The sequence below is a fragment of the Streptomyces kanasensis genome (genome assembly GCF_043077165.1).
Taxonomy (GTDB): domain Bacteria; phylum Actinomycetota; class Actinomycetes; order Streptomycetales; family Streptomycetaceae; genus Streptomyces; species Streptomyces changanensis.
On the sequence record NZ_JBIBSF010000001.1, the window covers coordinates 974,047 to 999,771 of the forward strand.

Here is a 25,725-nt window from a genome sequence, read left to right on the forward strand (position 1 = left end):
CACGTTCGAACGACACGCCCTCCGAACGCTTGCGCGACTGGAACCCGGAGGACAAGAATGATCGACAGCCGGCCCGGGGGGGACCGGCGCGTCGTGATCCGGGGGGAGTTGACGCATCGCATGGTCCGTCCTGCGCGGCATCCGAGCCGCCCCGCGCGGCATCCGCACCGTCCCGCGCCGTTCTCCTGCGGCTCCGCACGCTCTTCGCGGCGCACCGCGTGGCCCTCGGACCCCTGATCCCTCCCCCCGCCCGGTCCACGGGTGCCCACCGCATCGAGGGGCTCCTTCGCCCTGCGCGCACGGCCGCGGCCGCGCGCCGGCACCCGCACCGGTCCCGTACGGACCGGGCCGCTCCGTCCCAGCCGCCGACGCCGGCCACGCCGGCCCCTGTTCCCCGAGGAAGACCATGCCCCGTACCCGTCCCCGCGCCCGCCGGCTCGGCGGCGCCCTGACCGCCTGTGCCGCCCTCGGCGCCACCCTCCTCGCGCCCGGCGCGGCGCAGGGCGCCGTGGGCCAACCGGTCCCGACCGGCCAGTACGGGTTCACCGCCCGCCTCGTCATCGGTGACGAACCGAGCACCCGGGCCTGCTCCGGCGTCCTCGTCGACCCGCGCTGGGTGCTCACCGCGAAGAGCTGCTTCGCGGCGAACCCCGCCCAGAGCATCGACATCCCCACCGGCGCACCCGCCGCCAGGACCACGGTCACCGTGGGCAAGACCGACCTGAACGCCGCGGGCGGACACACCGCGAACATCGTCGAGCTGGTGCCGCGCGCCGACCGCGACCTCGTCATGGCCCGGCTGGACCGGCCCGCCACCGGGATCACCCCGGTCAAGCCCAGCGGGCAGGCGCCCACCGCGGGCGAGGAGCTGACGGTCGCCGGCTTCGGCCGCACGAAGACCGCCTGGGTCCCGGACCGCCTCCACTCCGCCGTCTTCACCGTCGGCGCCACCACCGCGACCGAGTTCGAGATCGCCGCGAAGTCCCCCGCCGACGCGTCCGTCTGCCAGGGCGACACCGGCGGCCCCGCGCTGCGCACCGAGAACGGCGTGCCCACCCTCGCCGCCGTCACGAGCCGCTCCTGGCAGGGCGGTTGCTTCGGCAGCACCGCCACGCGCACCGGCGCCTTCGAGTCCCGTACGGACGGCCTGGCCGCCTGGGTGACCGCCACGACCAACCGCGCCGTGCACCTGGCGCCCGGTCAGAGGCTGCTTCCCGGCCAGATGCTCGCCTCCAACCACGTCAAGTTCGTCATGCAGACCGACGGCAACCTGGTGGCGTACCACAACGCCGGCGGCGGCGCCCTGTGGGCCAGCGGCACGTACGGCAACCCCGGCGCGTACGCGGTGATGCAGCACGACGGCAACCTCGTCGTCTACGGCAAGGACGGCAGCCCCAGCACCGGCGGCGGCCTGTGGAGCACCCGCACCCACGGCAACGAGGGCGCCTTCGCCGCCCTGCAGAGCGACGGCAACCTCGTCGTGTACGCGCGTCCCACCACCGGCGGCGCCGGCTCGGCCCTGTGGCACTCGGACACCTGGATGCGCGACAGCAAGGTCGTGGCCGGCAAGCGGCTGATGCCCGGCGCGTGGGCGCAGAGCGCGCGCGCCGTCCTGCTCATGGACGCGCTGGGGCGGCTCTCCCTGCGTGACCGCACCACCGGCAAGGAGCTGTGGACGGTCGGCGGCCACCACCCCGGCGCCTACGCCCTCATGCAGACCGACGGCAACTTCGTGCTGTACGCGAAGGACGGCGGCCCGACCCAGGGCGGGGCGCTGTGGAACACCGGCACCTTCTCGGCCGGCTCCCACCTGCTGCTCCAGGACGACGCCAACCTGGTCCTCTACGGCCCGGACGGCAAGGCCCTGTGGGCCACCCACACCTCGCTCTGACCCCTGAGGGGCGCCGGCCGTGCGGGTCCACTCCCGCACGCCGGCCACGCCGCCCACCGGGCACGCCGGGTGGCCGGAGGCGCGGCCGAGACGGGAGGCGAGGTCAGCGCATCCGCGCGGCGAACGCCTCGTACGCCGCTTCGTCGTGGAGGACGAGGACGACCTCCTCGACGGCGGTCCTCGCGGCCCGCACCGCCGCCACGGCGATGCGGGCCGCGTCGTCCATCGGCCAGCGGTAGACGCCCGTCGAGATGGCGGGGAACGCCACCGTGCGGGCGCCCAGTTCGTCCGCGACGCGCAGCGACTCCCGGTAGCAGGAGGCCAGAAGGGGGGAACGGTCCTCCTCGGCGGAGAACACGGGCCCCACGGTGTGGATCACCCAGCGGGCGGGGAGCCGCCCGGCCGTGGTGGCGACCGCCTGGCCGGTGGCGAGGCCCCGGCCGTAGTGGGAGGCACGCAGCCGGCGGCACTCGGCGAGGATCTCCGGGCCTCCCTCCCGGTGGATCGCGCCGTCGACGCCTCCGCCGCCCAGCAGCGAGGAGTTGGCGGCGTTGACGACGGCGTCGACCCGCTGACGGGTGATGTCACCGAGGACGAGGGACGGTTCGGTCATGGCCGCATCCTGTCACCCGTGCCCCCGCCCGTCCCCGTCCCCGTACCTGTACCTGTACCTGTCCTGTCCTGTCCTGTCCTGTACCTGTCCTGTCCTGTCCTGTCCCTCAGCGGGCGGTGCGCCGCAGGTGTCGCCAGACCGCCTTGGCCGCGTTGTGGCCGGACATGCCGTGGACGCCGGGGCCCGGCGGGGTGGCGGAGGAGCACAGGAACACCGCGGGGTGCGGGGTGCTGTAGGGGAACGGCGTCAGGCGCGGGCGCAGCAGCAGTTGCAGGCCGCTGGCGGCGCCGCAGGCGATGTCACCGCCGACGTAGTTGGCGTTGTGCGCGGCCAGTTGCGGCGGGCCGGCGGCGGCGCGGGCGAGGACGAGGTCACGGAAGCCCGGTGCGAAGCGTTCGATCTGCCGCTCGATCGCGTCCGTGAGGTCGCCCCGCCAGCCGTTGGGGACGTGGCCGTACGCCCAGAACACGTGCTTGCCGGCGGGGGCGCGGCCCGGGTCGGCCACACTCGGCTGGGCGGTGATCAGGAAGGGCACCTCGGGGGGCGTGCCGCGCGAGACCCCCCGCAGGGCGGTCGCGATGTCGCGGCTGCCGGGTCCGATCTGGACGGTACCGGCGCGGCGGGGCTCCTCGGCGGTCCAGGGGACGGGTCCGTCCAGCGCGTAGTCGATCTTGAAGACGGAGGCGCCGTAGCGGTAGCCGTCGTAGTAGCCGCCCAGTCCGGCGATGCGGGCGAGGGCCGTGGGGGACGTGTCGAAGACGTAGGCGCGGGCCGGCGGCAGGTCGTCGAGCCGCTTGACCTCGTACTCCGTGTGGATGGCGCCGCCGTGGTCCCGGAGGAGGCCGGCGAGGGCGTCGGAGACGGCCTGGGAGCCGCCGCGCGGCAGCGGCCAGCCGTTGGCGTGCGCGGCGAGGGCGAAGACGAGGCCGATCGCCCCGGTGGCCAGGCCGTCGAGGGGCGCGATGACGTGCGCGACGAGGCCGGCGAAGAGGGCGCGGGCCCGGTCGTCGCGGAAGCGGCGCATCAGCCACGTCGAGGGGGGCAGGCCGGCGAGGCCGAACCGGGCGAGGGTGACCGGGTCGCGGGGCAGGGCGGTCAGCGGCAGGGACATGAAGTCCCGGGCGAGCGTGTCCCACCGGCCGGCGAACGGCGCGACCAGGCGCCGGTAGGCACCGGCGTCGCGCGGCCCGAACGACGCGGCGGTCTCCGCGACGGACCGCGACAGCACGGCGGCCGTGCCGTCGTCGAAGGGGTGCGCCATGGGGAGCGGCGCGTGGAGCCACTCCAGGCCGTAGCGGTCCAGCGGCATGGCGCGGAAGGCGGGCGAGCCGATGCCCAGCGGGTGGACCGCCGAGCAGGGGTCGTGGCGGAACCCGGGCAGGGTCAGCTCCTGGGTGCGCGCTCCCCCGCCGATGGTGTCCTTCGCCTCGAACACGGCTACGGAGAAGCCGCGACGGGCGAGTTCGGCGGCGGCGGTCAGCCCGTTGGGGCCCGCCCCCACGACGACGGCATCGAGCATCGACGGCACGTTCGCACTCCTTCGTCTGCCGACGGCCAGAACCGCCAGGATAGGCCGCGGGCCGCACAAGCCGGCCCGGGGGGCCGGCGGTCGAGGCCGCTGCGGGCGCGGTCGGGGCCCGCGCTCGGCGAGGGCGGTCGGCGGTGCCTCGGGTACGAGGGACGCGGTGCCAGGGGTCCGGAAACGCGGTGCCTCGGGCGTCGCCCCGCCGGCCGGGGCGCGGCCGGCGGGGCGCGGCCGGCGGGGCGCGGCCGGCCGGGGCGCGACCGGCCCGTCACCGTGGACGACCGCGCACCGCCGGCCGTGCTTCACTGCGGGCGCAGGAGGGACCTGATCCGTGTCGCCGTCGCCTCGTCGCGGGCGGCCGTGAACGGCAGGGTGTTGCCGCCGGTGACGCGGAAGGGGACTCCGTCGACGGTGACGTGGGCCCCGCCCGCCTCCTCGACGAGCAGCAGCCCCGCCGCGTGGTCCCAGGCGTACTCCCACGTGAACGCGACGGCGTCGCGGTCGCCGCGCGCCACCGACAGGTACGCGAGGCCCGCCGAGCCGCACGGGCGGGGATCGACGCCCTCCACCCGGAGGCCGGCGAGGGCCCGTTCCTGCGCGGGCGTGGCGTAGTCGGGGTGGGCCGTGGCGACGCGCAGGGCCGCCCCGGGCGTGGGCGAACCGGCCCGCAGCTCCGCGCCGTTCAGCCGGGCGCCGCGACCGCGTACGGCCACGGCCGTCTCGCCGAGCGCCGGCGCGTGCGTCCAGGACGCCAGCAGCCGTCCGTGCCGGGCGAGGGCGACGAGCGTGCAGAAGCCGGGATCGCCCTGGACGAACTGGCGGGTGCCGTCGACCGGGTCGACGATCCACACCGGGGCGTCGCCGCGCACCGCGTCGTACCGGCGCGGATCGGCGTGCACGCCTTCCTCGCCGACCACGACGGAACCGGGCAGCAAGGCCGTGAGGGTCTCGGTCAGCCGCGCCTCGGCGGCCCGGTCCGCGACCGTCACGAGGTCGTGCGGGCCGGCCTTCTCGTCCACCTCGTGCGCGGCGAGCCGCCGCCAACGGGGCGTCACTTCCTCGGCCGCGGCCGCGAGGACCGCTTCACCGGCGGCGGACAGGAACGCGGTGTCGTCCAGCAGGTCGTCGTCGATCATGCGTCCATCACACCACGGCCCGCCGACACGCCGGCCTCGGCGACGTGACGCGCGGGGGCGGGGACGGCTCCCGGCGTCACCCCGCGTTCCCCCGGGGTTCGCCCACGGCCCACCGGGCCCCGGCCCGGACCCACCGGTCCCGCGGGACCCACCGGTCCCGGCGAACCCGGGTTCCACCGCACCCAGGACCCACCGCACCCAGGGGAGGCACGGGAGTCACCGGACCTTCAGGACCTTCGGGACCGACCGTCCCCCGAGACACCGGCCGGACGGGCCGCCCGGTGACGGACAGCGGATCCCGTCCTCGTCGCGGCCGGCGCGGCGGCCCGGGAGCCCGGCGGGGACTCCCCCGTGGGAGGACGGCCATCGGCACGGCCGCCGATCCCTTGCCGCCGCGCGGCCGCGCGGCGGCAAGGGTTCCTGCCGGACAGCGAGCCGGGCCGGGTCGGGCCGGACAGCAGGCCGGGACACAAAGGACCGGGGACGGAGACAGGGACCGGGACGCGGGGGCCGGGGACGCGGATCCCCGGCCCGGGTACCGGGGTTGTCGGTGGTGGCTGCCAGGATCACCGCCATGGTCACGAACGTCGCCCTCCCGCTCCCCACGGAACTGCACAGGTCCCACGCCTACACCGACTGGGTGCGCGCGCACGATCCGGCCGCGGAGCCGGCGGCGGTCGCCCTGCTGGAGGACGTGTGGGCCGGTCTCAACCGGGCGCGGGAGAAGCCCGGGCGGTTCCTGGAGGCGATGGAGGCCCGGGCGCGGCGGCTGCCACCGGCGCACCTCCCCTGGTTCTGGGACACGGTGGCGCACCGGCTGTGCGGCACCAGCGACCGCTACGCGGGCCGGGCGTACGCCCTGGCGCGCAAGGCGGAACAGGAGCACACCCTGCCGGTGGACCCCGCGTGGCGGACGGGGAACGTCCTGCTGCTCGCGGCCCGGGGCGCGCTGCCCGCCAAGGAGCTGAGCGAGCACCAGCGGTGGCTGGCGCGGACGCTGAACCCGGCCGGCGCGCACGAGGAGTACCTGCGGGTCCTCACGGCGTGGGCGGCCTCCCCCGGCGAGCTCCCGGCCGACCTGGCGCGGCGCGTGCGCGCGTCAGCGCGCGCGGCCGGCCTCGACACGGCGGAGGACGCCCGTGTCCTGGCGCGGATCGTGGGCGCGGCGCGCGGCCGGGCCGTGCCGGACGTGCTGCTGGACGCGGTCGCGGGGTTGCTGGCCGCGCACCCCCTGGAGGACGCGGCGTACGCGCCGCTGGTCGACCTGTTCCCCGAGTCGCGGGGCGACGCGTCGGCCTGGCTGCGGTTGCTCCTGCGGTCCGGCGCCGCCGACGCCGTGGCGGCCGGGCGGGTGGTGCCGGAGGGTGGCGTCGCGGCCTGGCTGGGCCGGTACACGCGCATGTACGGGCACGGGCGGCGGGGCGGCGGCGTGTTCCGGCATCCCATGCCGCAGGAGCTGTTCGCGCTGGTGGCGCGGTTCGCGCCGCTGCTGCGCGCGGCCGGGACGCCGGTACGGATCCACGAGGACCGCTACCGGTACCCGGGGCTGGACGCCGACCTGCTGGACGCCTGCCTGGCCGAGGGGATCGCCGTGGAGGACCCGGGCGACGCGGTCCGGCTGGAGTTCTGGGGCGACCGGTCGCGGCGCGACCTGCGGGCGCTCGCCGCGGACCCGGTCTTCGGGCCGCGCCTGGAGGGGACGGTCCACGCCGGGCTGCGCGGTGGCGGCACGGCGATCACGCGCCTGCCGGAGAACGCGGGCATCGCCGCCGAGGTGCACGCGCGCGTCGAGGCGCTGCTGGCGGAGGCGCGCGGCGGAGGCGTCGCCGCCGCCGACGAGGCGGTGGACGAACTGGCCGCGCTGCTGGACCGGCCCACGGCCACGGCGCTGGAGGGCGTCGAGGAGGCGCTCGCGGCCGTGGACCTGGTGGGGCCGCTGGGGCGGGCGCTGCGCGCGGGGCTCCCCGAGGAGCTGGGGTGGCCCGCGCTGGAGGAGGCCGTGGCGGAGTTCGGGCCCGGCGGGGTGCGCGGCGTGACGAGCACGTGGCCGGTGCTCACCGTGTACGGCTCGGACCGGGCCGTCGCGGTGGACCACGGGGGGCGGCGCGGCGCGTGCGCGTTCCGGGTCCCGGAGGGGGCGACGCTGCACGTCGTGCACTTCGTGGGCGGATCCTTCCTGGTCAGCTGGACGGACGAGGAGCGCGGCTCGTACGGCACGCGGGCCTTCTGGGCCGACCGGCCGCAGGACGTGTTCACGCCGGAGCGCCGCGGTGGTCTGCGGCCGTTCGACGGGATCATCGACGGGGCGTTCGGCTTCCAGTTCGCCACCCCGGACGGCGGCGGCCGGCACGACGGCAGCCGGGTGCTGCGGCCGGGCGGCCGGGAGGGCGTCGACTGCCGTGAGCTGCAGATGAGCGACGGCACCCGGTTCTGGAGTGCCCGGGTGTACGGGGACGACTGGGAGCGCGTCGACCCGGTCACCGGGGAGCGCGGCGGGAAGCGGGACCTGCCCGCGTTCCACCGCACCGGCGACGTCCCGCCGGACCACGCGCTCCACACGGACGCGCTCACCCTGGCGGCCCTGCCGGAGGGTGCGCCCGCCTCGCCGCTGGGGCAGGACGGGCGGCTGGTGGGCTGCCGGGTGCTGCACCGCACGGCGTACGCGGGACCGTCGCCGACCGACTTCCTGCTGGAGGGCGTCGACGGGCGCCGCGCCCGGTTCCGCGCCCGGCAGCCGGGCCGCCACCCGTGGGGCGTCCTGCGGATGCCGGCGGGCGGCGAGGACGCGGTCCTGGTGCAGCCGGACGACGTGCGGGTGTACGCCGTGGAGGACGGCTCGCTGCTGTGGGAGGCGCACGGCTTCCCCGCCGGCGCGCGGAACCGCTGGCGCAAGCCGTCCGGGCACGCCGTCGGCCCGCTGCCCCCGCCGGCCTTCTGGCACTTCCTCACGCCCCGGGACGAGACGTCCTCCAAGGCGCTGCGCGCGGTCGGTGACGAGGCCGTGCGCGCCCTCCTCCACGCGGCCCGCGGCCGTTCCGGTGAGGGTGCCGCGGAGGACGTACGGGCGGAAGTGGCGCGGGTGCTGCCCGAGGTGACGGAGCCCCGCGTCGTGGCGGGCGCGGTGCGCGCCGCGCTGCTCGCCGCCGACGTGCTGCGGCGGCGGGAGGAGCTGTCGCGGCGGGTGGGCGTCATGCGGTCCGGACCGGTGGTGGAGCTGCCGGAGGCGGTACCGGACACGGTGCTGGCGCCCGCGCTGTACGGGCTGCTGCCCGCGCTGCGGCCGTTCGAGGCGCACGTGGCCCGCCCGCAGCCCGCGACGCTGACGGCGGTGGCGGCCGACGGCCGCCACCTGCGCGGGGAGATCGACGACGAGACGCGGCGCCTGGCCCTGCCGGCGGAGCCCGTGGAGTGGGCCGCGCTGGCGGGCCGGATCGACGCCGTGGCCTGGCGGGCGGTGGCCGGCACCACGCCGGAGGCGGAGCGGCGGGCGCTCGCGGCGCTGCTGCGGGTGTGGAGCGGGCAGCCGTTCGCGGAGCGCGGCGGCCGGTGGCGTACCGGTCGGGCGCCGACGGAGGCGGTGGCCGCGTGCCGCGCCGCGGGCGGGGTGCCGGCCTCGGGCGCGGAGCGCGGCGGTACCGCGCGGTTCCTCCAGCGGGAGGACGAGCCCGCGCCGTCGGGGGCCGCGGAGACCGTGACGTTCACCGTCGAGGGGGACGACGCCGGGCGCCTGCCGAGACTGCTGGAGCTGCTTGACCGGTACGGCCCGCCGGCCGTGCCGCCGGGGGCCGTCGACGTCTTCGCGTGGCGGACCGGGGTGCGGCGCACGGTGGCGGCGCTCGTGCTCGGGGGGCTGCCGCGCCGCGAGCGGCACGACGACGACCTCCGCGTGCTGCGGGGGAAGCCGTACCGGGCCACGAAGGCCGTCATCGACGCGTACGTGTCGCTGTGGCACCGGCTCGGGCAGCGCGGGCGTCTCGCGGTGCTCGCGGCGGGCGTCCCCGAGGACCCGGCCGAGCTGTGGGCCGACGGCGGCATGGCGGCCGCCGCCGGGCGCATGGCGGAGGTGTGGGGCCGACTGCTGGGGACGACGGAGTACGTCGACGAGGAGCTCTCGGAGGCGCTGGAGGAGGGCCTGGGCCTCGGCGCGGAGTGGTCGCGTGGCCTGGCGACGGGCGAGCTGCCGGAGGGGGTGGCCGGCTTCTCCGGTGCCGGGTGCGTCCTCGCGTCCGGCCGGAGGGGCGGCCTCCAGGTGCACGAGGCGACCGCCGACGGCACGCCGGGGACGTGGCTGACCACCTCGCGGTTGCCGGACGAACGGCTCGTCGCGCTGGTGGTGTGGGCGCTGTGCGAGCGGCCGGTGGGCGATCCGGCCGTGGCGGGGGCGAGAGCGCTCCACGGGCGGCTGCGGCGGCTGCTGGACGACCCGCGCACGCTGGTTCCCCTCCACGGGTGGCGCCGGTTCGCGGAGGCGATGGCCGCCGACCCGGCCGTCCCCGCCTACGCGGGCGCCGTCCTGCCCTGCGCGCAGCCGCTGCTCGACGACGCCGTCGCGACGACCGGCGTGTACGACGACGGGGTGTTCGTGGTCGCCGCCCCCGGTGGCGACGCGTTCCTGCGGACGGCCGCGCTGGGCGACCCCGAGCGGGTGGAGCACGCGCTGCGGCGCTGCGACGGGCTGGGCCTGACGTGGGTGGTGGAGCGGGTCGGATGGATGCGGGAGGTCCGCGACGGCGGCGTCGCCCGCATGGTGGCGCGGGCGGCCGCGACGCCGGTTCCGCCCGGCGGGTACGAGCTGAACCCCGCGCTGAGCGTGCCCGGGCTGGTGGCGACCGCCGCCGCGGACCTCGGTGTCGGAGCGGACGCGGCGGCGCTGTACCTCCAGCTCCTGACGCTGGCGCGGCCCACCGACCGCAACGTCCGCCGCTGGAACGACTGGACGCCCGCCCGGCACCGGGCGGCCCAGGAGGAGCTGGCGGCCGCGGGCGCGGTGGAGACCGGCCGGCGGGCGCGGGCGGGGCGCACCGCGTTCCTCCCGGGGCCGTGGACCGAGCTGAGGGCCCCCGAACTGCCGTTGGAGACCGCGAAGCTCGTCTCGTACGGGGCCTCGGTCTCCCCGCGGCTGTCGGTGCCGTGGCTGCGGCTGCTGCCCGTGGCGCCCCCGCACGAGCTGTTCGCCCGGGCGTGGGCGGCGCGCTCGTAGGGCCCGTCCGGAGAGTCCCGCCCGCCAGTACCCTCCCCTGCCCTCCGGGCACGGGAGGGGCACCCCTACCCCCGCTGTCGTCGGATCAGGCAGCGGGGGCCGGTGCGCCCGGCGGGCGGAGCTCGTACCAGCGCAGGTCGTCCTCCAGTTGGGCGGCGAGGGAGACGAGCCGTTCCTCGGCGCCGCCGGGGCCGAGCAGTTGGGCACCGACGGGCAGGCCGTCGGCGGTGAAGCCGGCGGGGACGTTGACGGCGGGCCAGCCGAGGACGTTCCACGGCCAGGCGTAGGGGCAGGCCGCCGCGATGGCGAGGTCGGTGCGCCACCCCGGCAGACCGTCGAAGGCACCGATCCGTGGGGGCGGGACGGCCGTGGTGGGCGTGAGGACCACGTCGTACGCGGTGAACAGCGCGCCGATCCTGCGGTGCTGGCGCGCTTCGCGGGCGCGTGCGGCGCGCAGGAGCCGGCCGCCGAGCCGGTGGCCCGTGCGGGTGGCACCGCGGGTGCGCGGGTCGAGGAGCGCGGGATCGGGGTGGCGGTCGGCGTAGGCCGCTATCCCGGCGGTGGCGCGGGGCAGGAAGCCGAGCCCGACGAGGCCGTAGTCGGGGCGGGCCTCCTCCACGGTGTGGCCGAGCCGGGCGAGGGTCTCGGCGAGCGCGGTCACCGCGCGGCGCACGCCCGGGTGCAGGGGGGCGCGGGTGCCGGTGAAGGGCGGCCGCCAGGCGAGGGCGACGCGCAGGCGGCCCGGGTCGCGGCGGGCGGCGGCCGACGCGTCGACGGCCGGCAGCCGGAAGCCCTCCCGGGGGTGCGCCCCGGCGACGGCGTCGAGCAGGAGGGCGGCGTCGGCGACGGTGCGGGCGAGGGGGCCGTTGACGGTGAGGCCCTCGAAGCAGTCGTCGTACGGGTGGACGGAGACCCGGCCGCGCTGCGGTTTGATGCCGACGAGGTGGGTCCAGGCGGCGGGGATGCGGATCGACCCTGCGCCGTCCGAGCCGAGGGCGGCCGGCACCAGCCCGGCGGCGACGGCCGCCGCGGCCCCCCCGGACGAGCCACCGGGCGTGTGCCCGGCGTTCCAGGGGTTGCGGGTGGCGCCGAAGGCGGGGCCCTCGGTGAAAGGCCACTGGCCCAGTTCGCAGGAGTTGGTCTTGCCGACGACGATCGCGCCCGCGGCGCGCAGTCGGCGCACGGCCTCGCCGTCGGAGGCGGCCGGCGGGACGTCTCCCGCGCAGCCGAAGCGGGTCGGCAGCCCGGCCACGTCGGTGTCGTCCTTGACGGCCACGGGCACGCCGAGGAGCGGCAGCCGCTCCCCCGCCGCCAGGCGCCGGTCGGCGTCCGCCGCCTCGGCGAGGGCCGCGTCGGCGCGGACGCAGCGGAAGGCGTTGAGGGTGTCGCGGGTCGCCTCGATCCGGTCGAGCGCGGCCCGCACGAGGGCGGCGGAGGTGGCCCCGCCCTCCCGCACCAGCCGTGCCTGCTCCACGAGCCCGAGGTCCGTCACCGCCGCGTGAGGGGTCATACCGCCGGAGCCTACTGACGCGTAACCTCCGTGTCAGGGTCCCGGGCGCGGCTCCCGGCGATTCGGTGACCGAATCGGCCCCGCGGACCTCGCTGCCGCGCGGGCGTTCACCGCGCGGCCGATGGACGGGCGGGAGACGGCTCCCCGACGAGCGCCGGGGGCGCGGGCCCCGGGGATCAGGGTGGCGTCGCGTACGTCGTCCGCCGTCCGGGTGAGCCGGGTGCGGGCGGGTTCAGGCCGGGTGGTCGGGCTGCTGCTCGGGAGGCGTGCCGCCACCCTTCCCGCCGCCCTTCTTCCCGCGGTCCGTGCCGTGGGCGCGGCCACCGCCTCCTGTGGGCTCGGCGGCCTTGCGGGCCTGGCTGTCCTCCGGGGTGCCGGCTCCCTTGTCGTTGCGCCGCAGTTCGGGCTGTTGCGGATTCGGCATCGCCGCTGCTCCTTCCCAGGTGTGTTGTCCACGGTGGGTGTCGATCACACGGGTAGCCGCGCAGCTCCGCGCGAAACACGCACAAAGTCCGGCCGCCGCCACACCGCCGCCGGACCTCTCCCGCCGTCGGCCGTCAGTCGGCCAGTGCCGGGATGACCTCGGCGCCGTACGCGTCGATCGTGGCCTCCTTCGCGTCGTGCATGGCGTACAGCGCGAACTGGTCGACGCCCAGAGCGCGCAGGGCCCGCAGCTTCTCGACGTGGGCGGAGACGGGGCCGAGGAGGCAGAAGCGGTCGACGATCCCGTCGGGGACGAAGGAGGTGGAGGGGTTGCCCGCCCGGCCGTGGTGGCTGTAGTCGTACCCCTGCCGTCCCTTGATGTACGCGGTGAGCGCCTCCGGCACCAGGTCCGAGTGCTCGCCGTACCGGCCGACCAGGTCGGCGACGTGGTTGCCGACCATGCCGCCGAACCAGCGGCACTGCTCGCGCGCGTGCGCCAGGTCGTCCCCCACGTACGCGGGCGCGGCGACGCAGACGCTGATGGCGGCGGGGTCGCGGCCGGCGTCCTCCGCGGACTTCCGCACCGCCCTGACCATCCACTCCGTGAGGAACGGGTCGGCGAGCTGGAGGATGAACCCGTCCGCCTTCCGTCCGGCGAGCGCGAGGGCCTTGGGCCCGTACGCCGCCATCCACACCGGCAGCCGGCCGTCCCTGATCCAGGGGATGCGGACGGGCTTGCCGTCGACGAGCGCCTCGCGGCCCTCGGCGAGGTCCCGGATGACGTCGATGGCCTCGCCGAGCCGGGCGAGGGTGTTCGGCTGCCGCCCGGCGACCCGCATCGCGGAGTCCCCGCGCCCGATGCCGCAGACGGTGCGGTTGCCGTACATGTCGTTGAGCGTGGCGAACGTCGAGGCGGTGACCTCCCAGGCCCGCGTCCCGGGGTTGGTGACCATGGGGCCGACGCGCAGCTTGGTGGTGTGTTCGAGGATGCGGCTGTGGATGACGAAGGGCTCCTGCCAGAGCACGGCGGAGTCGAAGGTCCAGCCGTAGCGGAAGCCGTTGCGCTCGGCGCGCCGCATGAGCCCGACGACCTCGGAGGCGGGCGGGTCGGTCTGCAGGACGAGTCCGAAGTCCATACGGGGCCTCCTCAGGTCAGGTACTGGCAGGTGGCGCGCGGGGTGTAGACGCCGTGCCCGGCGCGGCCGGTGTAGGTGCGGCGGTCGATGACGACCGCGCCGCGCGACAGGACGGTCTCCACCCGGCCGGTGACGGTGCGGCCCTCGTACGCGGAGTAGTCGACGTTCATGTGGTGGGTCCGGGCGGAGATCGTCTGGGTCGTCGCGGGGTCGTAGACGACGATGTCGGCGTCGGCGCCCGGGGCGATGGTGCCCTTCTTCGGGTACAGGCCGAACATGCGGGCCGGGGCGGCGCAGGCGATCTCGATCCAGCGGCGGCGGCTGATGTGCCCGTCGACGACGGCCTGGTGCAGGAGGTCCATGCGGTTCTCGACGCCGGGCAGGCCGTTGGGGATGCGGGAGAAGTCGCCGCGGCCGAGCTCCTTCTGGCCCTTGAAGCAGAACGGGCAGTGGTCGGTGGAGACGACCTGGAGGTCGTCGGTGCGCAGTCCGCGCCAGAGGGCCGCCTGGTGCTCGCGGGGCCTGAGCGGGGTGCTGCACACGTACTTGGCGCCCTCGAAGTCGGGCTCGGCGAGATTGTCCGTGGAGAGGAACAGGTACTGGGGGCACGTCTCGCCGAAGACGGGCAGGCCCCGGTCGCGCGCGGCGGCCAGTTCGGCGACGGCCTCCTCCGCCGAGACGTGCACGACGTACAGGGGCGCGCCGGCGACGCGGGCGAGCTGGATGGCGCGGTGGGTGGCCTCGGCCTCCAGGAGGGCCTTGCGGACCTCCCCGTGGTGGCGCGGGTCGGTCTCGCCGCGGGCGAGGGCCTGCTCGACGAGGACGTCGATGGCGATGCCGTTCTCCGCGTGCATCATGATCAGTCCGCCGTTGAGGGCGGAGCGCTGCATGGCGCGCAGGATGCGGCCGTCGTCGCTGTAGAAGACCCCGGGGTAGGCCATGAAGAGCTTGAAGGAGGTGACGCCCTCCTCGACCAGCAGGTCCATCTCCTTGAGCGCGTGCTCGTCGACGTCGGAGAGGATCATGTGGAAGGCGTAGTCGACGGCGCACTTGCCGTCGGCCTTGGCGTGCCAGGCGTCGAGCCCCTCGCGCAGGGTGTGGCCGACGGACTGCACGGCGAAGTCGACGATGGTGGTGGTGCCGCCCCAGGCGGCGGCGCGCGTGCCGGTCTCGAAGTCGTCGGAGGCGAAGGTGCCGCCGAAGGGCAGCTCCATGTGGGTGTGGGCGTCGACCCCTCCGGGGATGACGTACCGGCCGGTGGCGTCGATGGTGCGGTCGGCGGTCCAGGAGTCGGCGACGCCGCTGCCGTGGGCGGCGAGCGCGGCGACGCGGCCGTCCTCGACGAGGACGTCGGCGTGGGTCTCCTCGGCGGCGGTGATGACGAGGCCGCCCCGGACGAGGGTGCGGGTGCTCATGGCCTGGCGGCCCCCTTGCGTGCGGGTGGGTGGCTTACCGGATGGTGTGGAGGGCCTGCTCGAGCAGGGCGGCGCCCTCCTCGGCCTCGGCGACGGTGAGCGACAGCGGCGGCGCGACGCGCAGGACGCTGGTGTCGTGGCCGCCGCCCTTGCCGATGAGCAGCCCGCGCTCCCGGGCGGCCTCCAGGACGGCCGCGGCGGCCCCCGGGTCGGCGGCGCCGGTGTGCGGGTCGGCCAGTTCGACGCCGATCATCAGCCCCCGGCCGCGCACCTCCCGTACCCGGTCGACTCCCGCGGCGATGGCGCGCAGCCGCTCGGCGAGGAGGCCGCCGACGCGCCGGGCGTTGCCCTGGAGGTCGTGTTCGAGGAGGTAGGTGAGGTTGGCGAGGCCCGCGGCCATGGTGACCGGCGAGCCGCCGAAGGTGGAGATCGAGTTGGCGCTCAGGCAGTTCATCACCTCGGCCCGGGCCACGACCCCGCCGACGGACATGCCGTTGCCGATGCCCTTGGCGAAGGTGAGGACGTCCGGCGGGCCGGCGGCGGCGTGGGCCTGCCAGCCCCAGAAGTGCTCGCCGGTGCGGCCCCACCCGGTCTGCACCTCGTCGCTGATCCAGAGGATGCCGTGGCGCCGCAGCACCTGGCGGAACGCGGCGTACAGCCCGTCCGGGGGCGAGGTGAAGCCGCCGACGCCCTGGATGGGTTCGGCGATGAGCGCGGCGACGTCGCCGGTGTGCCCGATCAGGTCCTCCAGGTCGGCGACGCAGGCGGCGGTGAAGTCCGCGTCGGACAGGTGGGCGAAGGGGCCGCGGCCGCGGACGGCGCCGTGCACGTACAGCGTGCGCAGCGGGGAGAGGCCGGTGGTGGCCCAGGCACGGTTGCCGGTGACGGAGACGGTGGAGAAGGAGCGGCCGTGGTAGCTGTTGCGCATCGCCAGGATCTGGTTGGTGCGGCGGTACGCGGTGGCGAGGAGGAGCGCGGTGTCGTTCGCCTCGGTGCCGGAGGTCGTGAAGAAGACGCGGGCGTCGGGGATGCCGGAGAGGGCGGCGACGCGCTCGGCGAGCTCCACCATCGGGCGGTTGAGGTAGAGCGTGGACGAGTGGATGATCCGCCCGGCCTGCTCGGCGACGGCCTTGGTGACCTCGGGGAGGGCGTGGGCGGTCATGGTGGTGAGGATCCCGCCGAAGAAGTCGAGGTAGCGGTTGCCCTCGGCGTCCCAGACGTGGCGGCCCTCGCCGTGGGTGATCTCGATGGGGTCGTCGTAGTAGAGGGACAGCCAGTCGGGCAGGACGGCCCGGTGGCGGTCGTGGAGCTGTCGGTGCGCGTGGGAGTGGTTCACGGCCGCACCAGCCCCTCGTACGCGTCGGGCCGGCGGTCGCGGTAGAACGCCCACTGCTGGCGCACGGCCTCGATGAGGTCGAAGTCGAGGTCCCGCACGAGGAGTTCGTCCTCCTTGTCGGAGCCGGCCTCGCCGACGAGGCGGCCGCGCGGGTCGACGAAGTAGCTGGTGCCGTAGAAGTCGTTGTCCCCGTAGTGCTCCCGGCCGACGCGGTTGATCGCGGCGACGAAGTACTCGTTGGCGACGGCTGCCGCGGGCTGCTCCAGCTGCCACAGGTGGGAGGAGAGGCTGCGGTGCGTGGCCGACGGGTTGTACACCAACTGCGCTCCGTTCAAGCCGAGTTGCCGCCACCCTTCGGGGAAGTGGCGGTCGTAGCAGATGTAGACGCCGACGCGGCCGACCGCCGTGTCGAAGACGGGCCAGCCGAGGTTGCCGGGGCGGAAGTAGAACTTCTCGTAGAACCCCTTGAGCTGCGGGATGTGGTGCTTGCGGTACTTGCCGAGGTACGTGCCGTCGGCGTCGATGACGGCGGCGGTGTTGTAGTAGAGGCCGGGGCCCTCGACCTCGAAGACCGGGGCGACCACGACCATGCCGGTCTCGCGGGCGAGCTCGCGCATGCGGCTGACGGTGGGGCCGTCGGGTACGGGCTCGGCCCAGCCGTAGTGGTCGACGTCCTGCACCTGGCAGAAGTACGGGGCGTTGAACACCTCCTGGAAGCCGATCACCCGCGCCCCCTGGCGGGCGGCCTCGCGGGCGTGCTCCTCGTGTTTGGCGATCATCGATTCGGTGTCGCCGGTCCAGGAGGCCTGGACGAGCGCGGCGCGCACGGTGTGGGACATGGGCTGCTCCTTCGGCACGGCGTCGATGAGCCTCTACGCACGTAGAGCGGTACGTAGGAGGAGACGTAGGAGGAGAACGTAAGCCTCGTCACATCGCGGAGCAAGACCACCGCCGTCAACAGCCGGAGTCGATCACGTTTCACACCCAAGTGGTCCACAACGGACGCGTTTCCGGACGAGGCCGGACGGTGTTCCGCGCGGCGGTCCGCACGCCGGATCCCGATCCGGAGGGGGGACCGCCGCGCGGGCCCGGAGGCGCGGCCCACCACGCGGGCCCGGGTGCGCCACGCGGGCCCGGGGCGCCGCGCGGCGCCGTACGCGGTTCGGCAGCCGTACGCGGCCGGGGCGCGGGCGGGGTCTTACGGGCGCCCCGCCGGGCGCACCACCATCGCCGCCCCGCCGCCGCGCCGGGTGCGCTCGGCGGCCGCCAGCCAGCGGCCGTCGGGAAGGCGCTGGACGCCGGTGGCCGCGCCGATCTCGGGGTTCTCGCGGAAGGCGTGGCCCAGGGCGGCGAGGCGGGCCCGCAGCGCACTGCGGTACAGGGCGGGTTCGAGGTCGGTGACGGGCTGGTTGCGCTGGCTGGCGCGCGGGGCGGCGATCGCGTCGACGAGCGGCAGCCGGCGGTCGACGACGCCCGTCAGGGTCTGCAGGACGGTGGTGATGATGGTGGCGCCGCCGGGGGAGCCGAGGGCCAGGACCGGCCGGTCGTGGCGGTCCAGGACGATCGTCGGGGACATGGAGGAGCGCGGCCGCTTGCCGGGCCCCGGGAGGTTGGGGTCGTGGACCGCCGGGTTCGCCGGGGCGAAGGAGAAGTCCGTCAGCTCGTTGTTGAGGAGGAAGCCGCGGCCCGGCACGGTGATGCCGCTGCCGCCGGTCGACTCGATGGTGAGCGTGTACGCGACGACGTTGCCCCACCGGTCGGCGGCCGTCAGGTGCGTGGTGTTCTCCCCCTCGTACGTCGTGGGCGCCGCCGTCCCGCCCGCCGCGCACGGCCGGGGGTCGCGCGGGTCGCCCGGGGCGAGCGGGCTGGTCAGGGCCCGGTCGTCACGGACCAGGCAGGCACGCGCGTCGGCGAACCGCTGCGACAGGAGCCCCTCGACCGGCACGTCCTCGAACGCCGGGTCACCCACCCACCGGCCGCGGTCCGCGAACGCGATCCGGCTCGCCTCGATCAGGCGGTGCAGGTACGTCTGCGGGGACGCGCCCGCGAGGTTCCCGCGCTCCAGGATGTTGAGCGCCTCCGCGACCGTGGTGCCGCCCGACGACGAGGGCGCCATCCCGTACACGTCGAGGCCGCGGTACTCGGTCTTCGTGGGGCGGCGCCGCAGCGTCTCGTACGCCGCGAGGTCACGGACCGTCAGGTCGCCGGGCCGGACGGTCCGCGTCGCGCCGGCGCGCACGGGCGGGGTGCGGACGGTGCGGACGATGTCGCGGGCCAGACCGCCCCGGTAGAGCGCCGCGCCGCCGTGGCGGCCCAGCTCCTCGTACGTGCGGGCGAGGTCGGGGTTGCGCAGGGTGGAGCCGACGGCGGGAAGGGCCCCGCCCGGCAGGAACAGCTCCGCGCTCGCCGGGAAGTCCCGGAAGCGCTCCTCGTTGTCCCGCGTCTGGGCGCGGAACGTGCCGTCCACGACGAAGCCGTCCCGGGCCAGCCGTACGGCGGGGCGCAGCAGCTCCCCCAGCGGCTTGCTGCCCCAGGTGTCCAGGACGGTGTCCCAGGTCGCGGGGGTGCCGGGGGTACCGACGCCCAGGCCGCTGGTCATGCCCTCCGCGAAGGGGATCGGCTCGCCGTCCTCCAGGAAGAGGGAGGCGTCGGCCGAGCGGGGGGCGGTCTCGCGCCCGTCGACGGTGTGGACGGCACGGGTGCGGGCGTCGTAGTACACGAAGTACCCGCCGCCGCCGATGCCCGCAGAGTAGGGCTCGGTGACGCCGAGGGCGGCGGCGGTCGCGACGGCGGCGTCCACGGCGTTGCCGCCGCGGCGCAGGACCTCGATCCCGGCGGCGGACGCGTCGGCGTCCACGCTGGACACGGCGCCCCCGTAGCCGGCGGCGACCGCCTCCTTCACCGGCGCCGGTGGCGGCGCCGCGACGGCCGCCCCCGTCGGCGGTGCCGCCCCGCCGACGGCGAGCACCGTCGCGGCGACGGCGGCGAGGGAGACGTTCCGTACGGTGGACCGACGCATGCGGGCTCCTCCAGTCAACGGCCGTCCGCGCAGCGTAACTTCACACCGCCCGCGGTACCAGGACCGCTAGCATGCGCGCCCATGGACGACGACCTGTGGAACATCGTGCTCGGCGTGGCCGCCAGTGGGCTCAGCGCGTCACTCGGATGGCTGGCCCGCACGGCGCTCACCCGGCGCCGGCTCCGCCGCAAGCAGGGCTTCTTCGGGCTGCCGGGCAACGCGGAGTGCCTGCTCGTGGTGAACCGCGAGGCCGGCGGGGACGGCGTCCACCGCAACGACGTGTTCGCGCTGCTGGAGCTGTCCGCGCTGATCCGGGACTGCGACGCGCACGCCCGCATCGTCCGCCACGACCAGGCGGTGCAGGGGTTCGGGGACCGCACGGAGTTCTGCCTCGGCGGCCCGACCTCCAACCGGCGCATGGCCGCGCACCTGCGCACGCTCCTGCCGGGCATGCGGCTCGTGGAGGGTCCGGGGAAGAAGCCGGACGTCTACCGGTTCGGCACGCGGGAGTACCGGGCGGAGCTGGGCCTCAGCGAGTACGTCGTCCTCGCGCGGCTCACCGCCGGGGAGGGCCGGCACCCGGTGTTCCTCTTCTGCGGGCAGCGGGCCATAACGAACCAGGCGGCCACCCGCTACCTGGTCCGCCACCACGAGCAGCTGGCGCGCGAGCACGGGCGCCGCCCGTTCGTCCTGCTGCTGAAGGTGGTCAACTCGCAGGCGTACGGCCCCGACGTGGTCGAACTGGTGGCCGACGTGACGACGGCGGCCCTGGACCCGGCACCCGCCCCCGATCCCGACCCGGCCGCGCCCGCCGATGCGGCGGACACCCCGGCTGACGCCCCGGCGGCGGGGACGACGGCGGGTGCGGCGGCGGCCGGGGGCGAGGAGCCGGGCCCGGACCGTGCCACCGACCGGACGGCCGACACCCCCTGAGAGGCGGGCGGCCCCTGAGCGGCGGGCGGCCCCGGGGGGCCGGGCACATCGTCACCAAGTGATGACCGCGTCGTGGCACGTCCGGTACGCGCACGCGCTCCGGCGCGCCCCGGCGGCGCGCGGTGTCGGGCTCGTCACACCCGGCGCTCCGGAAATACGCGGTCGCCCCGCAACCCGAACCGGTCGTTCGCCCTCTCACCCAGGGACGACGAACGCATCGGAGGTTTTCCCGTTGAGCCGCACACGAGCCCGCACCACGCTCCGCACCACCGCCCTCGCCGGTACCGCGGTTCTGACCGCGGCCCTGACCGCGTGCTCGGGCGGCGGCAGCGGCTCCTCGACCGGCGGCGCCGGCGGGGACGGCAAGGCCAAGCCGGAGACGCGCATCTCGGTGAACCTGACGGGCAAGCAGGCGAAGCCCGGCAGCCCGGTCCGGGTCACCCTCGCCGACGGCAAGCTCGCCCAGGTCACCGTGACCGACTCGAAGGGCGCCACGCTGGAGGGCAAGGTGTCCACCGACGGCAGGTCCTGGACGTCGGTCCGCAACGCGGCCCCCGGCACCGGCTACACCGTCGAGGCGCGCGACGCGAACGGCGGCAGCGCCAAGGCCGACTTCGCCACCGCCGCCCCGGAGAAGGTCAACAAGCTCACCCTCGCCCCGGGGAAGAACACCACGGTCGGCATAGCCCAGCCGCTGTCGATCGTCTTCGACCACCCGGTCAAGGACAAGGCGGCGGTGGAGAAGGCCCTCAAGGTCACCACCTCGAACGGCACCGAGGGCTCGTGGGGCTGGATGCAGGACTGGTCCGGCAAGGACCGGGTCGACTGGCGGCCGAAGGAGTACTGGAAGTCCGGCACCAAGGTCACCCTCGACGCCCGCCTCAACGGCGTGGACTCCGGGGCCGACGGCGGCTGGTTCGTCCGGGACTACAGCACGAACTTCACCATCGGCCGCAACCAGGTCGTCAAGGTCGACCTGGACGGACACCGCCTGAAGCTGGTGCGCGACGGCCGGGTCGAAAGGGACGTCCCGATGTCGGCCGGCACGCCGGGCGGCGAGAAGGCGTCGTGGCGGGGCAGGACCGTCCTGATGTCGAAGGAGGGCACCATCAACATGCGCTCCGAGACCGTGGGCCTCGGCGACGCCTACGACAAGATGGTCGACTACTCGATGCGGCTCACCTGGTCGGGCATGTACGCGCACGCCGCGCCGTGGAACGCCAGGTACATGGGCAGCGCCAACCGCAGCTCCGGCTGCATCGGCATGACCGACGGCAACGCCCGGTGGGTGTACGAGCAGGTGCAGGTCGGCGACCCGTTCGAGATCGAGGGCGACGACGCCAAGGGGACGCAGGCCCTCAACAACGGCTACGGCGAGTGGAACCTCTCCTGGAGCGAGTGGCAGGCGAAGAGCGCGCTGCGCTGATCGGGCGGGCAGCCGGCCGCCACCCCGCCGCCAATTGTTACCGTCACGTAACTTACCGGGGAGTTACCCCGGGTAAGCCCAGACGGATACCTTCGGTTCACTTTCAACCACGCGTGACACGCGAGTGAGGAGTGACCCGTGGGACACGTGCGCTCAGTCAAGCGGGCCGCGGCCGCCGGTACGGCCGCGGCCGTCCTGGCGACCGGGGCGGCCTTCGGGCTGGCCCCGGCGGCGTCGGCCGGGACCGCCGACGCCGCCGCCCCCGCCGCCACCTCCACCGCCGCGGCCGGGGTCCGTTTCGTCGACATCGTCGGCGACGGGGGCACCGTCCTCAAGGCCAACGTCGTCACCCCGGCGGGTGCCGACGCGACCCGCCGCCACCCGCTGGTCGTCCTGCCCACCAGTTGGTCCATGCCGCAGATCGAGTACCTCGCGCAGGCGCGGAAGCTCGCCGACGCCGGTTACGTCGTGGTCAGTTACAACTCCCGCGGCTTCTGGCAGTCCGGCGGGAACATCGAGGTCGCCGGCCCGCCGGACGTCGCCGACGCCTCCAAGGTCATCGACTGGGCGCTGGCCCACACCCCCGCCGACCCCGAGCGCGTCGGCATGGCCGGCGTGAGCTACGGCGCCGGCATCAGCCTCCTCGCCGCCGCGAACGACGAGCGCGTCAAGGCCGTCGTCGCGATGAGCGGCTGGGCCGATCTCATCGACTCCATCTACAGCGGCCGCACCCAGCACCTCCAGGCCGCCGCGATGCTCGGCGGCACCGGCCTGCTCACGGGCCGCCCGAGCCCCGAACTCCAGCAGGTCCTCAAGGACTTCCTCGCCTCGAACCTCGACCAGGAGGACGAGATGATCGCGTGGGGCGCCAAGCGCTCGCCCGCGTTCCAGGTGGACCGGATCAACGCCAACGGCACCGCCGTCATGCTCGGCAACGCCTGGGGCGACACGATCTTCCCGCCCAACCAGTACGCGTCCTTCTACGAGAAGCTCACCGGTCCCAAGCGTCTGGAGCTGCGCCCCGGCGACCACGCCACCGCCGAGGCGACGGGCCTGCTCGGCCTGCCCAACGACACCTGGACCAACGCCCACCGCTGGTTCGACCACCACCTCAAGGGCGTCGACAACGGCATCGACCGCGAGCAGCCCGTCCAGCTCAAGTCGCGGACGGGCGGCGGCTACGAGGGCTACGCGAACTGGACGTCGGTCGGCGCGGACGAGCGCAGGATCCCGCTCGGCGACACCCAGGGGGTGCGCGCGAACGTCGACTCCGGCGCCAACGGCGGCGTCCTGATGCTGTCCAACCTGCTCGACCAGTTCCTCAAGCTCCCGCCCACCGCCTCGATCCCCCTGCTGCCCCGCTCCTACGCCGCCGTCTGGCAGTCCGAGCGGTACGGCTCCGCGCAGCGGGTCCGGGGGACGGCGAAGCTGCACACGACGGTCACCAGCACCGCCTCCAGCGGCACCCTCGTCGCCTACCTGTACGACGTGGGCCCGCTCGGCCTCGGGAAGCTGGTCAGCAACGCCCCCTTCACCTTCCACGACAAAACGCCGGGCCGGCCGTTCGCGGTGGACCTGGAGCTCTTCTCGACCTCGTACGACGTCCCCGCCGGACACCGGCTCGCCCTGGTCGTCGACACCGTCGACCCCCTCTACATCGAGCACAACCCGTCCGGCGCGCGGCTGACCTTCTCCTCGCCGCCGTCCGACCCCTCGTACGTGTCGGTCCCGCTGCGCGAGGAGTGATCACCGGCCGCTGCCGGGCGGGCTCGGCCCGCGCCGCCCCTCCCCTCCGCGGGAGGGGCGGCGGCGTCCGTCCGGTCGGCGCCCGGGCGCGCGCGGCCGGGGCCCCGGGCCCGCTCAGCGGGCGGGAGTCGGGCAGGGGACGCCCCGCGCCCGGCGGCCCGCCCCGGGGGGACGGACTTCCACGGGGGTGCGGTACTCCACGGTGCGCCCGTCGGCCATGCGCTGCCTGCCCCATTCCCAGGTGTCGAGGTCAGCGCAAACTATCCAGCGGAACAAGGCACTTCACCGCCCGACACGGATATCGTGCATTAGCGGTATTGGATGATGAAGCGGGACGATACGGGCGGAACACCCGTCGCCCTACCTCCCCTCGGCGGCCTCGCCGTACGTCTGGGAGAGCTGCGGGGAGCCGGTGATCGCCCAGTCGAGTCCCGCCCCGACGACGTCGATCTCCCGCCCGGAGGCGAGCCGGACGACGGCCCGCCCGCCGGGGAGCACGTCCCACACGGCGCCCGGCACCGTGCGCACGATGACCGTGCCCAGGTAGAGCCCGGCGTCGTTGCCCACCCACGGCAGCTCCTCGGGGTCCTCCCGCCAGCGCGGCGGCAGTTGGTCGAGCGCCTCCAGCGAGCGGGGCGTGTCGTCGAGGAGGACACCCGCCTCCTGGGCCCGGGCGCGCAGCAGCGCGCACTCGGCGAGCAGACCGGCGGCGCCCTCCGGGTCGCGGTCGAAGGCGGAGACGAGCACCGTGGTCCGCTCGCCGCCGCGCCGTCTGCGCCAGGAGTCCAGGAAGGGGATGTTCATACCGCCAGCGTCGCACTCCGCGCGCCCGGCGCACCACTGGGCACGCGCCGGACGGCCCCGGGGAAACACCCCTCCCGGGCCATGTCGGCCCCCGTGCCCACGCGCGCCTCCGGGCGGCGGGGCCCCGCGCAGGCGCTCTCCTTCAGAGCTTCAGGTCCACGACCACCGGGGCGTGGTCGGACGCGCCCTTGCCCTTGCGCTCCTCGCGGTCCACGTAGCTGTCGCCGACCGCCGAGGCGAACGGCTCGTTCCCGTAGACCAGGTCGATCCGCATGCCGCGGTTCTTCGGGAAGCAGAGCTGGCGGTAGTCCCAGTACGTGTACGGGTGGTCGTACTTCAGGGGGCGCGGGACGACGTCGGCCAGGCCCGCCCCGCGCAGCCCCTCCAGGGCGGCGCGCTCGGGCTCGGTGACGTGGGTCGACCCCTCGAAGAGGGAGCGGTCGAAGACGTCGTCGTCGGTCGGGGCGATGTTGAAGTCACCGAGGACGGCGAAGGGCCGGGGGCCCGCCGCGTCCTCGGCGACGGCGCCCTTCAGCGCCTCCAGCCAGCGCAGCTTGTACGCGTAGTGGTCGTGGGCGACCTCGCGGCCGTTCGGCACGTACACCGACCAGACCCGCACGGGGCCGCAGGTCGCGGAGATCGCCCGCGGCTCCTGCACGCCCTCGTACTCGGGCCCCCCGGGCAGGCCGCGCACGACGTCGTCGAGGCCGACCCGGGAGACCACGGCCACGCCGTTCCACCGGCCGGTGGCGTTCACCGCCGACTCGTAGCCCAGCTCCCGCAGCTCCGCGGCGGGGAACTGCTCGGCGGTGCACTTGGTCTCCTGGACGCACAGCACGTCCGTGCCGCTGCTCTCCAGCCAGGCCAGCAGACGCGGCAGCCGAGCGGTGATCGAGTTGACGTTCCACGTGGCGATACGCATGTCGGACAGCCTAACGGCGGGGTCCGACAGCCGGCCCTCACAGCTCGGTGTACGCCCCGGCCGTCAGCCGCCGGTGGTCGGTCCCGCCGAGGGCGCCGATCTGCCGGTCGTAGATCGGCCGGGCGAGCGGCGTGAGCAGCGCGTCGTGGACGTCGATCGCCCGCCGCGGCTTCACCTCCCGGACGTAGTCGATCACCTCGCTGATCTTGTTCCACGGTGCCATGACCGGCAGGAACAGCGTGTCCACGGGCCGCTCGGGAACGGTCAGCGCGTCGCCGGGGTGGAAGACGGACCCGTCGACGAGGTAACCGACGTTGGTGACGCGCGGGATGTCCGGGTGGATGACGGCGTGGAGTTCGCCGTGCACCTCCACCTCGAAGCCGGCGGCGGTGAAGGTGTCCCCGTGGCCGACGGTGTGGACCCGGCCGGGGAAGGCGGCGGCCAGCTGTTCGGCGACGCTGCGGAGCGTCCAGATCTCGGCGGCCGGGTTGGCCTCCAGGCCGGCGCGCAGCCGTCCCTCGTCGAAGTGGTCGGCGTGTTCGTGGGTGACGAGGATCGCGTCGGCGCCGAGCGCCGCGTCCTCCTCGCTGAACCCGCCCGGGTCGATGACGAGGGTCCGTCCGTCCTTCTCCAGCCGTACGCAGGCGTGGGCTTTCTTCGTCAGCTTCATGGGCCCATCCTGCCCCGGTC

At 75.4% G+C, this 25,725-nt stretch carries 17 protein-coding genes and 1 pseudogene; 5 read left to right on the forward strand and 13 right to left on the reverse strand.

Translation table 11 applies throughout. The features are described 5' to 3' along the window. Window positions 1-406: 406 nt before the first annotated feature. The gene (locus ACF053_RS04290) at window positions 407-1,891 is read left to right on the forward strand and encodes a trypsin-like serine protease (protein WP_391952399.1); all 1,485 of its coding nucleotides are present in this window, start codon (window positions 407-409) and stop codon (window positions 1,889-1,891) included. A gap of 103 nt (window positions 1,892-1,994) precedes the next feature. On the opposite strand, the gene ACF053_RS04295 is transcribed toward ACF053_RS04290, so the two are convergent. The 3 genes from ACF053_RS04295 to ACF053_RS04305 form a co-directional block, all read right to left on the reverse strand. Further along, complete coding sequence (locus tag ACF053_RS04295; RefSeq protein WP_391952400.1) at window positions 1,995-2,504, reverse strand: O-acetyl-ADP-ribose deacetylase; 510 nt, start codon at window positions 2,502-2,504, stop codon at window positions 1,995-1,997. Window positions 2,505-2,610: 106 nt separating this feature from the next. Then, on the reverse strand, window positions 2,611-4,032 hold the full coding sequence (locus ACF053_RS04300) for a phytoene desaturase family protein (protein ID WP_391952401.1): 1,422 nt from the start codon (window positions 4,030-4,032) through the stop codon (window positions 2,611-2,613). Between the two features lie 299 nt (window positions 4,033-4,331). Further along, complete coding sequence (locus tag ACF053_RS04305; RefSeq protein WP_391952402.1) at window positions 4,332-5,165, reverse strand: inositol monophosphatase family protein; 834 nt, start codon at window positions 5,163-5,165, stop codon at window positions 4,332-4,334. 574 nt (window positions 5,166-5,739) lie between these two features. Between ACF053_RS04305 and ACF053_RS04310 the strand changes: the two genes are divergently transcribed. Further along, the gene (locus ACF053_RS04310; RefSeq protein ID WP_391952403.1) at window positions 5,740-10,365 is read left to right on the forward strand and encodes a hypothetical protein; all 4,626 of its coding nucleotides are present in this window, start codon (window positions 5,740-5,742) and stop codon (window positions 10,363-10,365) included. 85 nt (window positions 10,366-10,450) lie between these two features. Here the strand turns inward: ACF053_RS04310 and ACF053_RS04315 are convergent, their stop codons facing one another. From ACF053_RS04315 to ggt, 7 genes are all read right to left on the reverse strand, one after another. Then, window positions 10,451-11,875 (reverse strand): amidase, encoded by a 1,425-nt coding sequence (locus tag ACF053_RS04315; protein ID WP_391952404.1) that lies wholly within the window; start codon window positions 11,873-11,875, stop codon window positions 10,451-10,453. A gap of 232 nt (window positions 11,876-12,107) precedes the next feature. Further along, the gene (locus ACF053_RS04320; protein WP_391952405.1) at window positions 12,108-12,299 is read right to left on the reverse strand and encodes a hypothetical protein; all 192 of its coding nucleotides are present in this window, start codon (window positions 12,297-12,299) and stop codon (window positions 12,108-12,110) included. 133 nt (window positions 12,300-12,432) lie between these two features. Further along, a complete protein-coding gene (locus ACF053_RS04325; protein WP_391952406.1) occupies window positions 12,433-13,434 on the reverse strand; it encodes a TIGR03842 family LLM class F420-dependent oxidoreductase in 1,002 nt (333 codons plus the stop codon). Between the two features lie 11 nt (window positions 13,435-13,445). After that, window positions 13,446-14,849 (reverse strand): dihydropyrimidinase, encoded by a 1,404-nt coding sequence (gene hydA, locus ACF053_RS04330; RefSeq protein ID WP_391952407.1) that lies wholly within the window; start codon window positions 14,847-14,849, stop codon window positions 13,446-13,448. Window positions 14,850-14,883: 34 nt separating this feature from the next. Then, window positions 14,884-16,185, reverse strand: coding sequence for an aspartate aminotransferase family protein (locus ACF053_RS04335; RefSeq protein ID WP_391952408.1), 1,302 nt, complete (start codon window positions 16,183-16,185; stop codon window positions 14,884-14,886). After that, the gene (locus tag ACF053_RS04340; protein ID WP_391952409.1) at window positions 16,182-17,024 is read right to left on the reverse strand and encodes a nitrilase-related carbon-nitrogen hydrolase; all 843 of its coding nucleotides are present in this window, start codon (window positions 17,022-17,024) and stop codon (window positions 16,182-16,184) included. Before ACF053_RS04340 ends, ACF053_RS04335 begins: the two co-directional genes overlap by 4 nt. A 359-nt stretch (window positions 17,025-17,383) precedes the next feature. Next, entirely contained in the window at window positions 17,384-19,204 is a 1,821-nt protein-coding gene (gene ggt, locus ACF053_RS04345) for a gamma-glutamyltransferase (protein WP_391952410.1), read from the reverse strand. 81 nt (window positions 19,205-19,285) lie between these two features. Between ggt and ACF053_RS04350 the strand changes: the two are divergent. The 3 genes and pseudogenes from ACF053_RS04350 to ACF053_RS04360 all read left to right on the forward strand — a co-directional run. After that, window positions 19,286-19,999, forward strand: a pseudogene (locus ACF053_RS04350) (hypothetical protein); the annotation flags it as partial. A 370-nt stretch (window positions 20,000-20,369) separates the two neighbouring features. Next, window positions 20,370-21,563 carry a L,D-transpeptidase gene (locus tag ACF053_RS04355; RefSeq protein WP_391952411.1) on the forward strand — a complete coding sequence of 398 codons (1,194 nt, stop codon included), beginning with the start codon at window positions 20,370-20,372 and terminating at the stop codon, window positions 21,561-21,563. A gap of 138 nt (window positions 21,564-21,701) precedes the next feature. Further along, window positions 21,702-23,309 (forward strand): alpha/beta fold hydrolase, encoded by a 1,608-nt coding sequence (locus ACF053_RS04360; RefSeq protein ID WP_391952412.1) that lies wholly within the window; start codon window positions 21,702-21,704, stop codon window positions 23,307-23,309. Between the two features lie 360 nt (window positions 23,310-23,669). On the opposite strand, the gene ACF053_RS04365 is transcribed toward ACF053_RS04360, so the two are convergent. The 3 genes from ACF053_RS04365 to ACF053_RS04375 all read right to left on the reverse strand — a co-directional run bounded on the left by ACF053_RS04365 (window position 23,670) and on the right by ACF053_RS04375 (window position 25,705). Further along, entirely contained in the window at window positions 23,670-24,113 is a 444-nt protein-coding gene (locus tag ACF053_RS04365) for a DUF6278 family protein (RefSeq protein ID WP_391952413.1), read from the reverse strand. A gap of 142 nt (window positions 24,114-24,255) precedes the next feature. Further along, window positions 24,256-25,035 carry an exodeoxyribonuclease III gene (locus ACF053_RS04370; RefSeq protein ID WP_058940197.1) on the reverse strand — a complete coding sequence of 260 codons (780 nt, stop codon included), beginning with the start codon at window positions 25,033-25,035 and terminating at the stop codon, window positions 24,256-24,258. Between the two features lie 37 nt (window positions 25,036-25,072). Continuing rightward, entirely contained in the window at window positions 25,073-25,705 is a 633-nt protein-coding gene (locus ACF053_RS04375) for an MBL fold metallo-hydrolase (protein WP_391952414.1), read from the reverse strand. Between the last annotated feature and the right edge of the window lie 20 nt (window positions 25,706-25,725).